Origin of the sequence: Hahella sp. HN01 (assembly GCF_018986435.1) — a bacterium.
In the GTDB taxonomy this organism is placed as follows: Bacteria; Pseudomonadota; Gammaproteobacteria; order Pseudomonadales; family Oleiphilaceae; genus Hahella.
Genome location: NZ_JAHMIN010000010.1, coordinates 78,416 through 91,283, shown reverse-complemented (window position 1 = coordinate 91,283; position 12,868 = coordinate 78,416). Strand labels below are relative to the sequence as shown.

The following is a 12,868-nucleotide window of genomic DNA, read 5'->3' as shown; positions in this document are numbered from 1 at the left end:
AAAATCAGGGGCGCACACCATGGAAATCAAACTTTATTCCGCTATCCACAAACAGGATTGCCTTCGTGTTTTCGACAGCAATCTCGACAAATATTTCGCGCCTCATGAAAGAGAACAATTCGTTGAGTTCCTAGATAGCGTGACCCAGGCTGACGATAATCAGTATTACGTCGCCCTGCAGGATGGCCAGCTCGTAGGATGCGGCGGACTGCGCCTGTATCAGGATACGGTCTATTTATCCTGGGGCATGCTCGCCAGAACAAAACATAAAACGGGGTTGGGCGAACAACTGCTACGGCATCGGCTGGAGCAGGCAACTCGCCTGCATCCTGGAAAAGAGATTGTGATTGAAACCTCACAACACACCCAAGGCTTCTTCGCCCGCTATGGCTTTGCAATAGAAAAGTCAGAGACCAACGGATTTGGCGAGGGTATCGATAAAGTCACGATGCGTCTGAACGATCAGATGCATTCACCCCGGAAGTAGAGCCTCCCGGGTCGGACATTGCCTCCAGTTTCGCTCGAAGCTCCTCCGGCCCATACTTCCTAACCTGTTCTTGCAAGCCGTCAGGTCGCGCCTGTCCTATCACCAGCCCACATGACAAACATGCGCATAGTCGGCGATCCATTAGAGCCGGCGAATTGCTTAGCCTTTGACGTATACCTTTCGCTTTGGCGTCGTCGAGTTCAAGCGGAACAGCATTCGCATACAGCAACCCTCCCGCTAATATCAACTCATCCGCACATCGGGGACAAACAGAGAAAGAAAGTTCTGGAAGCGCTTTATAACCTCGATACTCATGAATATTTCCGCCATGAACATGAGGCTCAGCTTCTTCACTTGGCGTAAAGTACTCCTGCTGGCGTTCAAGCGCCTCCGCCTCTGTTTTCTCGTTAATGACCTCTCCCACCAATTCCGCCTGCGCACCCGCCGGCAAAGCTTGAAAAATGTCATACAAACGAGATTTATCCAGGCTCTGATAGTGCGCTTTATTCAGCAGGAAAACATTTTGTAAGTCACTTAGAAACTCATTCCCGGCGGCGGAAGCGCCCAGCTCAATACGCCCCTCAGAGGTAACTAGCGCGAGATTGAAGCCTCGCCTACCAATGTAATAAATATCTTTGGCCTCTAGCGTTCTTTCAGTAATAGGCTCATCAGAAAAGTAACCGCTATAAGTCAGCCGAACCGCATTATCTTGCAACGCAATGCCGGAAATAGCGCCTCGACGTATAAAACGGAGCAACTGCACAGACCAGATAAATAGGAAAACGACGAAAAGCTCCGTCCCATGCTTCTCCAGATAGGGAAGCCACTCAAAAAACCTGTTTCGCCATGGCCCAAAAAACACCATCCACACCGCAACTAAAACAAAGGCGTGAAGAAGACAGCGCTTTAACAGCTGATTGACTTGGTTGGACAGGCGGTATTCTTTTGTCACGGATACTCCAAGAATGTTTTCGGAATATAAGTAAAGTAAAACTTATTATTAAAAGATGAATCGTCCCCGGCTCAGGAATAACGATTAAGTTCGCTGCGTTAATAGAACTTTTTCTTTTCGAAGCGGAGTAATAAAGCTCTTTCGATGAGTCCGATGTAAGGAAGGAGAAATTATCACCAGCTTGCCCACCCTTGATTAAAGCAAAAAGATCCCCCCAAGCAACTGGGCTGTGTGAAACTATATCTACGTCTGGCGGCGCATATCGCCATGTATCTGTAACTACACTGTCCTCTTCCTGCGCGGCATAGCCTGCATCCATAGAGAACAATGCGGGGGCGCTGACAGTGTGGGGCAAAGCATAGGCGGGGGTCAGTGCGGGTAATAGCGCCAGGGCGATTGTCGCAATGTATCTCATATCCTTCTCCGTGTTTCCCTTGATTCCTGGTTTGCGTCATCGCTCTTTCCGCAACGTACTTTATTTTCAAAGAGCCTTGGCAATACCGGGCTCTTTATAGCGCAAGCGGGCGTCAGTTTTTATGATGGACATCAAGCTGACTCGTTAGGTCCGTTGACGCAAACATCTTCTCAATCCAACTATCGTGTCTGGTTTGAGACTGCTCAGGCGGTGAAGGAAAGTCCGACGACCCCGTGTCTTGGACGGGGTCTATATTTATTAGGGAGCCTCTGAAAAACGTTGGCGGCCGCAGGTAGTTTTTCAATGCTTCCTTAGTGATTGAATCTCCAATCTAGAGAATATACCGATTACCTTCAAGCACGGGTTAGACTATGTTTTCACAGCGCAGAGCCCGCATATAGCGGATATTTATGATCAAACAAAACGTGACATTTACTATTATTTTGTCATCAAAGATGAGCTTATAATTCCGTAACTTAATAGCCGTTAGTTGTCAGCCTCAAGATTGCTGAGTCAGTGTCGCACAGGACTGTTTATATGCGCCGTTCACTTCAAACTACGATGGGATTCTCCAGACGCCAACATAGCACTCCCGGTTCATCAATGACGCGTGTTTTGATGATGCTGATTCCCGTCGTCTTATTCACACTTTCAATAAACAGCAGGGCTGAAATCTACAAATGGACCGACGCCAAAGGCACTGTGCACTATTCCGACGCCGCTCCCGCTGACAGCGACGCGCAGGTTATTACTCCCACATCCGCCATTGACGGCGTCAGGCTGCTGTCCGATGAGGCCAAAGCGCGTTTTAAAAATCTCCCTTCAGAGCCAGAGCAAACCAATGCGCCCAGCTCAACCCCTGTCGTTAAAGTGTCTGAGTCAGTCAAAACTGAAGATATCCTTTGCGACGACGTCAATGGCGACTGTTTTTCCGAAGAGGACACCCGCGTCTGTAAGCTGCGATTCGGCAAGCCCTGCGAAGAGGTTTATCTCTGGAAAGTCTGCGCCTTACAGAAAGTTTGTACGACTGACCGTTGCGACAACGCGCGTTTTGTTATCGATTGGCGTCCCCCTGTCGTGGGTGTTCGAGATCTCGGGCGTTCACTCCCCCTGCGCGCCAATGTCTCCGACAAAGACTGGAGCTGTCTGCAACACAGCGGCTTCTATTGCGATGAACTGGCTCTGGAATCTCAATGCCAAAAGGATTATCGGGAAAGCTGCGGCGCCGTTCGCGACTGGCTGCTCAACGCACCCGAAAAGTGTGAGGCGGATAAAAACGTGGATTGCGGCGAGCTCGACACTCTAATCAAGTATCGCCCGGTTTCTGAGGAGGAGCGCCTGAAGCTCGGCGCCACCAACGCCAGTGGCGGCCATTTCGCACGCGACCTGCTTATGGAGAAAGTCGAGCAGAAGAAGAATGAACTCTCTGACGAAGCCTTACAGGCCGTATTGGACAAACTTCCGGGTATTGACCGCCATAGCTTTCGCAGAGACATCAGTTGCTCTCTGAAGTCCTGGCGACGCTACCGCTAGCCCAATATGTCGTCGTTCCAGGGCGGCGTATCGCCAAAGCGCTCCACCAAAAAGTCCAGCAGCGTGCGCAAGGTTGCGGGCATGTGCTTGCGGGACTGATAGACGCCGAACATGCCCAATCGCAGCGCCTCCCAATCGGTTAGTAGCGCAGTTAACTCTCCACGCTTTACATAATCCGTCACCATATAAGTTGGCAACATGGCGATCCCCGCGCCCGCAGCACAGGCGTTGGTCAACGCCAGTACTTCGTTGGCGCTAAGGTTGCCCGTCACCTCGGCAGCGTCGGCGGCGCCGGTCTTCTTATGGGTAAAGCGCCACTGACTTTTGCCAAAGTGCGAGTATGTCAGACAGTTATGCTCCGTTAACTCTCTTGGCGTTTTGGGCGCGCCCCGCTCTTTGAGATATTGCGGAGAAGCGCAGATGACAGAGCGGCAGTCCGTCAGTTTGCGGGCGATCAGGTTGGGATCGAGGTCGTTCGTGGTGCGTATGGCCAGATCAATACGCTCTTCTATCAGATTAACGCTACGATCAAGCAGTTGCATGTCCACACGGGTTTTCGGGTAACGCTTGAGATATTCCGCCACCACCGGCGCCAAATGCACTTGTCCAAAGGCCACACTTGTCGTGATTCGAATCAGCCCATAGGGCTCAGTCTCCCGTTTACCCGCAACGGCTTCCACGTCATCGGTCAGGTCCAGAATCTGCCGGCAGCGCAACAGACAGGCTTCTCCCGCCTCAGTCAAAGAGATGCGCCGGGTCGAGCGGTTTAGCAGGCGCGCGCCCAGCCAGCTTTCGAGTTCATTCACATAACGGGTGGTCATCGCCCGCGACATGTCCAGATTATCAGCCGCAGCAGTAAAACTTTTGCGGGCGGCGACCTCGGCGAACACTTGCATAGCCGTCAGTCTATCCATCTTCAGCGTCTCCCCGGTATGTGAACGGAAATCTTATTTGTTCAATTCAAGCAACAAAGAAGGTCATTTTACTGCATTTATTGGGCGCATAAAGAAAATTATAGTGTGTCCATCTTTTAGCCATACCGGCTTTCGCTTAGTAACAAGACTATATGAGGAGCAGACTATGAACACATCGATTCCTTCTACCCGCAAAATCGTTATCACTGGCGCCAGCGGACGCTTGGGCTCACTGGTCGCAAAAGCGTTGATAGCGCGCGCAGGCGACGCAGATCAACTGACCTTCTCCGCACGCGCTCCTGAAAAAATCGCCGCGCTGGCTGCGCCGGGCAATGAAATAGTCAAAGCGGACTTCGACCAGCCAGAGACCTTGCTAACCGCGTTCACCGGCGCCGACACCGTGCTGATCATCTCCGGTGACGCCCCAGTAGATGTGCGCATTCGCCAACACCGCAACGCCATCGACGCCGCCAGGAAAGTGGGAGTCAAACGCGTGGTTTACACCAGCTTCGTCAACCCAACCGCAGAAAGTCCGTTCACTTTCGCTCGCATTCATGAGGACACAGAACAGTACCTGAAGGAATCCGGGTTGCAGTACAGCATCCTGCGCAACAACCAATATATCGCCAACCTGAGCTCAGGCCTGGCGAATTCGAAAGAAACCAACCAATTGGCGCAGCCTGGCGCAGCCGGCAAAGTGGCGTTTATTACTCATGAAGATATCGCCGACGCCATCGCCGCTGTGTTGCTGGAGTCAGGACACGAAGGCCGCACTTACGAGCTGACTGGTCCTGAGGCGTTGAGTCTGTATGACGTCGCAGACATCCTGGGCGAAGCTCGGGGCGCGCAGGTAACGGTTATTGAGGCGGAGCCGGCAGGATTTGGTGAAATACTGCAGTCAGTTGGCTTGCCGCCATTCATGGTGGAGGCGTTGCTGGGCATTTTCGCCGCCACCAAACAGAACGAATATGCGGCGGTGTCCGGCGATATCGAACGCATCCTGGGGCGCAAACCACAGTCTGTGCGCGACTATATCAAGTCTTTCGCATAAGCCGTGACTCAAGGGAGCCTCGTCTGGCGACGATAGCTCCCCGGCGTAACGCCCGCCATTTGCTTGAACGCCCGTGTAAAGTGGCTTTGATTGGCGAATCCGCATATTAAAGCCGCTTCCGCCAGATCCACGCCTTGCGCAAGAAGCTCTCTCGCCGCGTTAATGCGCAGCCGGCGCAGGTACTGATGCGGAGCCTCCGCCATGGTGACTTTAAACATCCTGGCGAAGTGGAAAGGGCTAAGCCCCGCTACCAACGCCAGGCGCTCCAGAGACAGGTCTTCGCCAAAATGCGCCTGCATATACTCCAGCACTTTTCTTTTGGTCGCTGGCGCCAATCCGCCTTTGTAAGCCGCTTCAGGTTTGCGAAAAACCGCATAACGACGCAGCACGTGCGCCATCATCTCATAACTGATCTGCTGCAACGCCAGATTATCCGCGCCTATCAGCCCTTCCGGCTGCAGCGCCGCGATATGCCCCAGTCTCGTCAGCTCCGGATCGTCCGCATAAGCCAGGTCCGGCAGTTCTACGCGACGAGGGTCCATATCCCATAAGCTCAACGCCATCTGCTTGAAGCTGGCTTCAGAAAAATAGAGATGCGCGAACTCCAGGGGACCGCTGACCTGCCATGTAGAGTCATGCTCCGCCGGCATCAGGCAGATTTTACCCGGCCCCCCGTAACGTTCAGGCGCATCGATACGGCAGGTTTCCGTCCCGCCACGCAAATAGATGCTCAGCGTGTGATGTCCCACCATCTGATAGCGCACCCGGTCCTGCCGGTTCGCCCAACGCGCCAGCGCCAGATCCTCATTCAGGCGCAAATAATCCAGTCGTGTTGCGGACGAACGACTCAAGGTGAGATCAACGCTATTGGTGAAGGATTTACGCATAACATGACAACAAATGGGGTTAACTCAGAAATTAACCGGTCGATGATTGACTGGCAAGCCAGCGACGGCCAGAAATGCGCAAGATTATGCAAAAAGAGCAATTTCAGAAAAGACGCAATCTCTCGGGCTTATTAACCTTTCACGCATTAATGTCATGCATGATGGGAAGCATCTATGAACGCCCTGCTCTATCTGACCACCGTCCTCATTTGGGGAACCACCTGGATCGCCATCCATTTGCAACTGGGTTCAACGCCGGTTTTGACGTCAGTGTTCTTCCGCTTTGCGGTGGCGGGGAGCCTGTTATTGCCAATCCTGCTGCTATGCCGCCGCCTACAGCCTACGCGGACGGTGGACCACCTGTTTTTTCTGCTTCAGGGCGCCTGCCTGTTTTCCCTGAACTTCATCTGCTTTTACAACGCCGCCCAGTATGTGGCGAGCGGCGTCATTTCGGTCGTCTTTTCCGCCGCCACCCTCTACAACGCATTCAATAGCTGGATGATATGGAAAGAAAAGCCCGCCGGACGGGTTTATGTGGCCGGCGCCGTCGGCGTACTGGGACTGACTTTGCTGTTCTGGCGCGAACTGGGCGTCAATACGCTGTCTACTGAGGCGCTGACCGGCCTGGGGCTGGCGGCAGTGGGTGCTTACTTCTTCTCTCTGGGCAATATGATCAGCGTGCGGCACAGCCGTCAAGGTCTGACGCCTCTGACCAGCAACGCCTTCGCCATGCTGTACGGCGCCGCGATTCTTTTGACGCTTATCTGCGTTTCCGATACGCCCATCGTTTGGGATGAGCGGCCAGCGTACCTTTACAGCCTGCTCTATCTGGCTATTCCTGGAAGCATTGTAGGATTCACCGCTTACCTGATGCTGGTGTCACGCATCGGCGCCAACAACGCCGCCTACGCGACAGTGTTATTTCCAGTAGTCGCCCTGAGCTTGTCGTCCATTTATGAGGGATACGAATGGGATGGGTGGAATATCGCGGGACTGGTCCTGGTGCTGTCGGGCAATCTCATTCTGCAAGGCTCTGTCGATAAAATCCGCAAGTTTTTGCGCGCCCGCAGTGAAGTCGCCGCCAACCCGCACAGCCCCTGATGGCGAGGGCTGGCGGCGTTCACAGAATTGCGCGCCGCTCGTTAAAAATGATTCGAATTTAAATAAGTTCATTGTATGATCTGCGGTCCAACATTTACTGACAAAATAATAACAATTAAGAACAATTCGCAGGATCGCCGCAATGAATACAACCCGTACGCCGCCAACGGCGGTGGACCCTTTTCGGGTCGAAGAAAAGCTGACGCTGTCAGTCGTCATCGATAACCCTGACGCTGATTGGCGTAAAGGACAAGCCGTCATATTTAAACGCGCACTGGAAGCCAGCGCAGGCTCCGATGTACTGGAAGCGCGCCTGGATACCGGGACGCGCCTGGGACAGATCTGCAATACGCTGATCGCCAAATACCTGCAGGCCGGCGGAAAGGCCCGCGCCAAGATCATCAATCGTCCTGGTTTGTCCTTTCTGCCCGCCAAGAAAGGCCAGTTGAAAACCGCCCTGGTAGAGGTGCGCCCGGATGGGTTGGACTGGAGTCTGATCGACCCGATCATCCAGCGTGATAATGAAATCGCCTACAAAATTACAGAAGCGGCTCATTTCAGCAAGCGCCAGCCCAGCATCGCACTGGCTTTCTATCAGGACGCCATCAACGACATTATCGATCTGCATTTTGAAAACCCGTTGGCGGACCACTGGCGCCGCGTGATTTTCCCGGTCAACGAACTCTCTGCGCTACTGGAAAGTCAAAAGGAATATAAGCGCGCCTATGAGACCATTCGGGCCTATGAAGCGTTTGACGATAAGCTGGGGTTGCCGCCGGAAGAAATGGCGCAATTACAAAAACGCAAACGCCGCCTGAAAAATGAATTACGTCTGAATGATGGAGAACTCAAACAAGGCTCTCCTCTTTACTCCAAACAAATGGAGGAAGTGCGACGCCTGGCGGTGGACAACACCGTGACTAATTTGCATTACTTCTCCAAAAACGAGGGATAGCGCTTTCGCGTCCCTCTACTTTGACTGAGCCGCTCCGCTCACTACATCCCGTTGGCGCTATCGCCGCCCTCTTACTTATCCTGTCTATCCGACTTCTTTGACCAACGCTCTAACTTGGGAATCCCGCGCGTAAACAGCCAACCGATGATTCTGGGATACCCCATCTCTTTCATTTTCTCAATGCAGAAGGCCTGCATATCCTGTGCGGAAAAGCTGGACTGGGTGAAGGCTCCATCGACGAAACAATAGCTACAGTATTTCTCGCTAGGGCGGCCATCGGCTTCCGTTCCACCGCCTTTGGGGTCCTGCTTCATCGGCATACCGCAGCTTTGACACTGATTTTTCATAACCTGTTTTCTCCGTGCAACGCAATAATCAATGCGCCGGACTATCGAGACATTTCAGACATGATGTGAACTCTGACGTGCTCACGGTCGGCATAGCTGTATCGCAGCACATACTCGCGCCAATAGGTGGGTTCTTCCGATGAAAGCTCAATGAGTTCGCGTTCAGCGTTGTGGATGATATGCAGCCCAATCAAATACTCCGAGACGCGCTTATCCGCTCTCAACGTATCGATAATATAGGCGACCTCAAACTCCATGCCTTCGTAGCGAAGGGTTTCGCCGTAGCGCAAAGACAGCTCCATCGCACCCTGCCCCCATGCCCTGTGCGTAGAGAATAAAAGCATGATCATAGCAACGATTAATGGCTTCACGATTTGCGTTCGCACCTTGAACATCGCTCCAGGCCCTGGCGTAGCACCAACCCCCTAAATGCGGACAGATGGCTCATACACCCTGTTACGTCAGCGAGTGGGCGCCTCTGCGCCATTGTCCGCAGCGACCAATGTGAGAAGTGTAATACGCCAACTAGAATCAGGAAATCACATTGGCGTTGCAGGACGCCTCTAATTAACGACAAAGACCCAGTATTAACTACACTTTTTGTTTAGGTATGACGGTTTCCATTGCGAGGTCTGCGGAGTGATGGCACAGAGGGTTGTCTTGTTTGGCGTTCTACTCTGGATGCTGACGCCGAACTGGTCGTCTGCGCAGGAGGTTGCTATTTACGCCCGCTCCCATACCCAGTTCGATGAACGCAATGAATACCCGGTCCAACTTCTGGAGCTGGCGCTTCAAACCAGCGGCGCAGACATCAAACTCAAATCCAGCCAGGATATTATTCTGCAGGGCCGCGCCATCAACCTGATCCGCAACAACCAGGGTGTTCACGTTCTCTGGGCCATGACCAGCAAAGAGCGGGAAACTGAACTCTCCCCCATACGCATCCCGATTTATAAAGGCCTGATCGGTTGGCGACTTTGTATTGTTCATCCCAACAATATCAAGAAGTTTTCCCGCATCCGCTCACTAGACGACTTACGCGCAATCACCTTCGTGCAAGGCCATGATTGGCCGGATCTGGACATTTTTCAGCACAACGGTTTGCAGGTCGAGAGCAACGCCAACTATCACTCCATGTTTAAAATGATCGAAATGGAGCGGGTTGACGCCTTCCCCCGAGCGCTGATCGAGATCTGGCCGGAATTGGAAACTTACTCCAGTTTGCGCGCAGAGCCGCACTTATTGATCCGCTATCCTGCGGCGGTGTATTACTTTGTCAGCCGCAGTAATCCCAATCTGTACCGGGCGATCAAAGACGGGCTGGAGAAAATGATGACGAACGGCGAGTTCACCCGCCTGTTCAATGAATTTTATTTGCAGGCGATTGAGCGCGCCCGCTTGCAGGAACGTACGGTCATCGATCTGGAGAATCCATTATTACCTGCCGATACGCCGCTGAATAATCCACGACTGTGGTACGCCGATCCCTTACAGCACAGCAACGCGGACAATGCCGCAAGCGCCAACAAAGCCAGTGCTTACGACGGAAGCTGACCTTTATTGAGCGCCAATTCCTTTGTCTTTACGCCATTCGTTGGCGAGTTTTTCCGCTTTGGAGATTTCTTCCTGTGACATCTTGGAGCCCAGGAAAGAGACGAACTGAATGGCGCGAGGAAACTTCTTCTCAGCGCTCAACATAGCCCAGCGTAGCGCTTCCACCATGTTTTTATCAGTGCCTTCGCCAGTGGCGTAGGAGTACGCCAGATTAAACTGGCCGAATACATTGTTCTGTTCGGCGGAGTTGCGATAAAGCTCAAACGCCTTGCCCAAATCTTTCTCCACACCCTCGCCTTTGGCATAACGCAGAGCGAGATTGTATTGCGCAGTGGCGTTGCCGGCGTCAGCGGCCTTGGAGAACCACTTTACCGCTTCTTTATAGTCCTGGGGCACGCCGCGTCCCTGATTATAGAGCTGCGCCAGATTATTCTGCGCTGAAGGGTGTCCCTGTTCCGCCGCGGCTTTATACCATTCCGCCGCCTTTTCCTGATTCGCTTCCGTGCCGCGACCTTTCTCGTACATCATCGCCAGCAGAAATTGAGCGTCAGGATGTTTTTGATTCGCCAACACCTGCAGGCCATCGAACGCTTTATCCATGTCGTTCTTCTTAATGGCCTCAGCCACTTCCGTCATAGTAACGGCGAACACCGCCTGAGTAGAAAGCAGCACGACAGCGATTGCGGTGGTGATGAGCTTGAAGATTCGTCTGACCATGTCTTGTCCCCGAGAAACGACCTTGTCACCTTCGCCTAGTCGATAACAATGCAAGGTGACGCAATTTTATACTTCTTGTTCGATAACGCCTAAGGATGCGCCCGCGCTTCTCCGCCTTGAGATCATCGCGCGCAGCCGACCATCAGAAAAAACTAGCAAAGCCGTTTGACCAGAACAAGCGAAATTCCGCGCAGACATTAAAGCTGTGATGGATTGCTCAATGAAGACTAAAGAGAAGAGATCCGTGCTGGAAAGGCGACGCCAGAACGCAAAAAGGCCGGGTAAACCCGGCCTTTTTCACGTTGTTGTCGCTATAAGGACTACAGCAGCAACTTACGGATATCGCCCAGCAATTCACCCAGCAAAGAGGTGAAACGCGCAGCGTCAGCGCCGTTAATGGCGCGGTGGTCATAGGACAAGCTCAGCGGCAGCATCAAACGGGGCACGAAACCGCCGTTTTCATACACAGGCTTCATCTGCGCTTTGGACACGCCCAGAATCGCCACTTCAGGCGTATTCACGATAGGCGTGAACGCAGTGCCGCCCAAGCTGCCCAGGCTGGAGATAGTGAAGCAGCCGCCCTGCATTTCGTTCGGCTTGAGCTTACGATCTTTGGCCTTGGCCGCCATTTCCGCACACTCTTGCGCCAGTTCCCACAGACTCTTCTTGTTGACGTCGCGGATAACCGGCACCACCAGACCTGCGGGGGTGTCCACCGCCACGCCGATGTTGATGTAATGCTTCTGAATAACTTCTTTCTTATCCATATCCAACGACACGTTGAACTGCGGATAAGTTTCCAGCGCATAGGCGCACGCCTTCAGCAGGAAGGGCAGCGGAGTCAGCTTGACGCCTTTCTTCTCTCCCGCCGTCTTCTGCGCTTTACGGAAGTCTTCCAAGTCGGTGATATCCGCATCGTCAAACTGCGTGACATGAGGAACTACCAACCAATTGCGCGCCATATTATCGGCGGTCACCTGATGGATCTTGCTCATCGGCAGACGATCGATCTGTCCGAATTGCGAGAAGTCAGGCAATTTCACCGTCGGCAAGCCCGCGCCAGAGCTGACTGCGCCGCCGGCGGCGCCAGCCTTAAGCTGCTGCATTCCGTTCTTGACGAAGGTTTGCAGGTCCTGCTTCAGGATACGACCTTTCGGCCCCGTGCCTTTGACCATCGCCAAGTCAACGCCGAACTCACGCGCCAAACGACGCACAGCAGGGCCAGCGTGCACTTTGCCGGACGTCGCAGGAGCGGACTCTTGCTGCGCCGGCGCACTAACAGGCGCTGAAGCTGGAGCCGCTTTAGCAGGCTCCGCGGACGCTTTGGACGGCGCGGGAGCTTGCTCAGCAGGAGCCGCCGCAGGTGCGGCGCCCTCTACTTCGATTTCCGCCATGGCGTCGCCTTCGTTGACGGAATCGTTGGCTTTGATCAGCAACTTCTTGATGACGCCAGCGACAGGGGATGGCACTTCCATCGTCGCCTTATCTGATTCCAGCACCAGAATAGGATCGTCAACCTTAACGGTATCGCCTTCCTTGACGGAAATCTCGATAACCGTTACGCCTTCCGCTCCGCCGATATCCGGTACAGGAATCGTCTGTACGCCGCCTGAGGCCGCAGGAGCCGCTGCAGGCGCAGCGGGTTCCGGTTCTTGCGCTGGGGCCGGGGCTGGCTTCTCTTCCTGCGCCGGCGCAGGCTCAGACGCTTCCGCAGCGCCTTCGCCCGCCATCAATAGAATCAGGTCGCCCTCGGATACTTTATCCCCTACCTTGATTTTCAACTCGGCGATTTTACCCGCCTGAGGAGCAGGGATATCCATAGTGGCCTTATCAGACTCCAGAACAATCAGAGAGTCTTCCGCGTTCACCTCATCACCTGGCTTCACGCAGACTTCAATAACCTCAACATCGGACGCTCCGCCGATGTCAGGAACTTTGACTTCGATATTACTCAC

At 53.4% G+C, this 12,868-nt stretch carries 14 protein-coding genes; 6 read left to right on the top strand and 8 right to left on the bottom strand.

The window, feature by feature from the left end:
* Positions 1-19 precede the first annotated feature (19 nt).
* The gene (locus KP814_RS11760; RefSeq protein WP_216736952.1) at positions 20-487 is read left to right on the top strand and encodes a GNAT family N-acetyltransferase; all 468 of its coding nucleotides are present in this window, start codon (positions 20-22) and stop codon (positions 485-487) included.
* On the opposite strand, the gene KP814_RS11755 is transcribed toward KP814_RS11760, so the two are convergent.
* Together KP814_RS11755 and KP814_RS11750 are read right to left on the bottom strand one after the other, a co-directional pair.
* The gene (locus tag KP814_RS11755; RefSeq protein ID WP_216736951.1) at positions 444-1,244 is read right to left on the bottom strand and encodes a hypothetical protein; all 801 of its coding nucleotides are present in this window, start codon (positions 1,242-1,244) and stop codon (positions 444-446) included. The two genes, KP814_RS11760 and KP814_RS11755, sit on opposite strands and share 44 nt — an antisense overlap.
* A gap of 70 nt (positions 1,245-1,314) precedes the next feature.
* Complete coding sequence (locus KP814_RS11750; RefSeq protein WP_216736950.1) at positions 1,315-1,854, bottom strand: hypothetical protein; 540 nt, start codon at positions 1,852-1,854, stop codon at positions 1,315-1,317.
* Between the two features lie 537 nt (positions 1,855-2,391).
* Here KP814_RS11750 and KP814_RS11745 point away from each other — a divergent pair.
* Entirely contained in the window at positions 2,392-3,387 is a 996-nt protein-coding gene (locus KP814_RS11745) for a DUF4124 domain-containing protein (protein ID WP_216736949.1), read from the top strand.
* Here KP814_RS11745 and KP814_RS11740 read toward each other — a convergent pair.
* The gene (locus KP814_RS11740) at positions 3,384-4,301 is read right to left on the bottom strand and encodes a LysR family transcriptional regulator (protein WP_216736948.1); all 918 of its coding nucleotides are present in this window, start codon (positions 4,299-4,301) and stop codon (positions 3,384-3,386) included. The two genes, KP814_RS11745 and KP814_RS11740, sit on opposite strands and share 4 nt — an antisense overlap.
* A gap of 166 nt (positions 4,302-4,467) precedes the next feature.
* Here KP814_RS11740 and KP814_RS11735 point away from each other — a divergent pair, with 166 nt between their 5' ends.
* Entirely contained in the window at positions 4,468-5,352 is an 885-nt protein-coding gene (locus tag KP814_RS11735; RefSeq protein ID WP_216736947.1) for an SDR family oxidoreductase, read from the top strand.
* Positions 5,353-5,360: 8 nt separating this feature from the next.
* Here KP814_RS11735 and KP814_RS11730 read toward each other — a convergent pair whose 3' ends face one another.
* Complete coding sequence (locus KP814_RS11730; RefSeq protein ID WP_216736946.1) at positions 5,361-6,239, bottom strand: AraC family transcriptional regulator; 879 nt, start codon at positions 6,237-6,239, stop codon at positions 5,361-5,363.
* A 174-nt stretch (positions 6,240-6,413) separates the two neighbouring features.
* On the opposite strand from KP814_RS11730, the gene KP814_RS11725 reads away from it, so the two are divergent.
* Positions 6,414-7,340 carry a DMT family transporter gene (locus tag KP814_RS11725; RefSeq protein ID WP_216736945.1) on the top strand — a complete coding sequence of 309 codons (927 nt, stop codon included), beginning with the start codon at positions 6,414-6,416 and terminating at the stop codon, positions 7,338-7,340.
* A gap of 142 nt (positions 7,341-7,482) precedes the next feature.
* Positions 7,483-8,295 carry a hypothetical protein gene (locus tag KP814_RS11720; protein WP_216736944.1) on the top strand — a complete coding sequence of 271 codons (813 nt, stop codon included), beginning with the start codon at positions 7,483-7,485 and terminating at the stop codon, positions 8,293-8,295.
* Between the two features lie 71 nt (positions 8,296-8,366).
* Here the strand turns inward: KP814_RS11720 and KP814_RS11715 are convergent, their stop codons facing one another.
* Positions 8,367-8,642 (bottom strand): zinc ribbon domain-containing protein, encoded by a 276-nt coding sequence (locus tag KP814_RS11715; protein ID WP_216736943.1) that lies wholly within the window; start codon positions 8,640-8,642, stop codon positions 8,367-8,369.
* A gap of 41 nt (positions 8,643-8,683) precedes the next feature.
* Positions 8,684-9,028: a hypothetical protein gene (locus tag KP814_RS11710; protein ID WP_216736942.1), complete on the bottom strand. Its 345-nt coding sequence runs from the start codon at positions 9,026-9,028 to the stop codon at positions 8,684-8,686.
* Positions 9,029-9,284: 256 nt separating this feature from the next.
* On the opposite strand from KP814_RS11710, the gene KP814_RS11705 reads away from it, so the two are divergent.
* Positions 9,285-10,196 carry a transporter substrate-binding domain-containing protein gene (locus tag KP814_RS11705; protein WP_216736941.1) on the top strand — a complete coding sequence of 304 codons (912 nt, stop codon included), beginning with the start codon at positions 9,285-9,287 and terminating at the stop codon, positions 10,194-10,196.
* Between the two features lie 3 nt (positions 10,197-10,199).
* Here KP814_RS11705 and KP814_RS11700 read toward each other — a convergent pair whose 3' ends face one another.
* Both KP814_RS11700 and aceF read right to left on the bottom strand, forming a co-directional pair.
* Positions 10,200-10,913, bottom strand: coding sequence for a tetratricopeptide repeat protein (locus tag KP814_RS11700; RefSeq protein WP_216736940.1), 714 nt, complete (start codon positions 10,911-10,913; stop codon positions 10,200-10,202).
* Positions 10,914-11,233: 320 nt separating this feature from the next.
* Positions 11,234-12,868, bottom strand: a complete 1,635-nt coding sequence (gene aceF / locus KP814_RS11695) for a dihydrolipoyllysine-residue acetyltransferase (protein WP_216736939.1) — start codon at positions 12,866-12,868, stop codon at positions 11,234-11,236.

Bases quoted from the DNA above. Each gene is read 5' to 3' on its own strand.
- KP814_RS11760 (WP_216736952.1), top strand. From the start codon at position 20: ATGGAAATCAAACTTTATTCCGCTATCCACAAACAGGATTGCCTTCGT.
- KP814_RS11750 (WP_216736950.1), bottom strand. From the start codon at position 1,854: ATGAGATACATTGCGACAATCGCCCTGGCGCTATTACCCGCACTGACC.
- KP814_RS11745 (WP_216736949.1), top strand. From the start codon at position 2,392: ATGCGCCGTTCACTTCAAACTACGATGGGATTCTCCAGACGCCAACAT.
- KP814_RS11740 (WP_216736948.1), bottom strand. From the start codon at position 4,301: ATGGATAGACTGACGGCTATGCAAGTGTTCGCCGAGGTCGCCGCCCGC.
- KP814_RS11735 (WP_216736947.1), top strand. From the start codon at position 4,468: ATGAACACATCGATTCCTTCTACCCGCAAAATCGTTATCACTGGCGCC.
- KP814_RS11730 (WP_216736946.1), bottom strand. From the start codon at position 6,239: ATGCGTAAATCCTTCACCAATAGCGTTGATCTCACCTTGAGTCGTTCG.
- KP814_RS11725 (WP_216736945.1), top strand. From the start codon at position 6,414: ATGAACGCCCTGCTCTATCTGACCACCGTCCTCATTTGGGGAACCACC.
- KP814_RS11720 (WP_216736944.1), top strand. From the start codon at position 7,483: ATGAATACAACCCGTACGCCGCCAACGGCGGTGGACCCTTTTCGGGTC.
- KP814_RS11715 (WP_216736943.1), bottom strand. From the start codon at position 8,642: ATGAAAAATCAGTGTCAAAGCTGCGGTATGCCGATGAAGCAGGACCCC.
- KP814_RS11705 (WP_216736941.1), top strand. From the start codon at position 9,285: ATGGCACAGAGGGTTGTCTTGTTTGGCGTTCTACTCTGGATGCTGACG.
- KP814_RS11700 (WP_216736940.1), bottom strand. From the start codon at position 10,913: ATGGTCAGACGAATCTTCAAGCTCATCACCACCGCAATCGCTGTCGTG.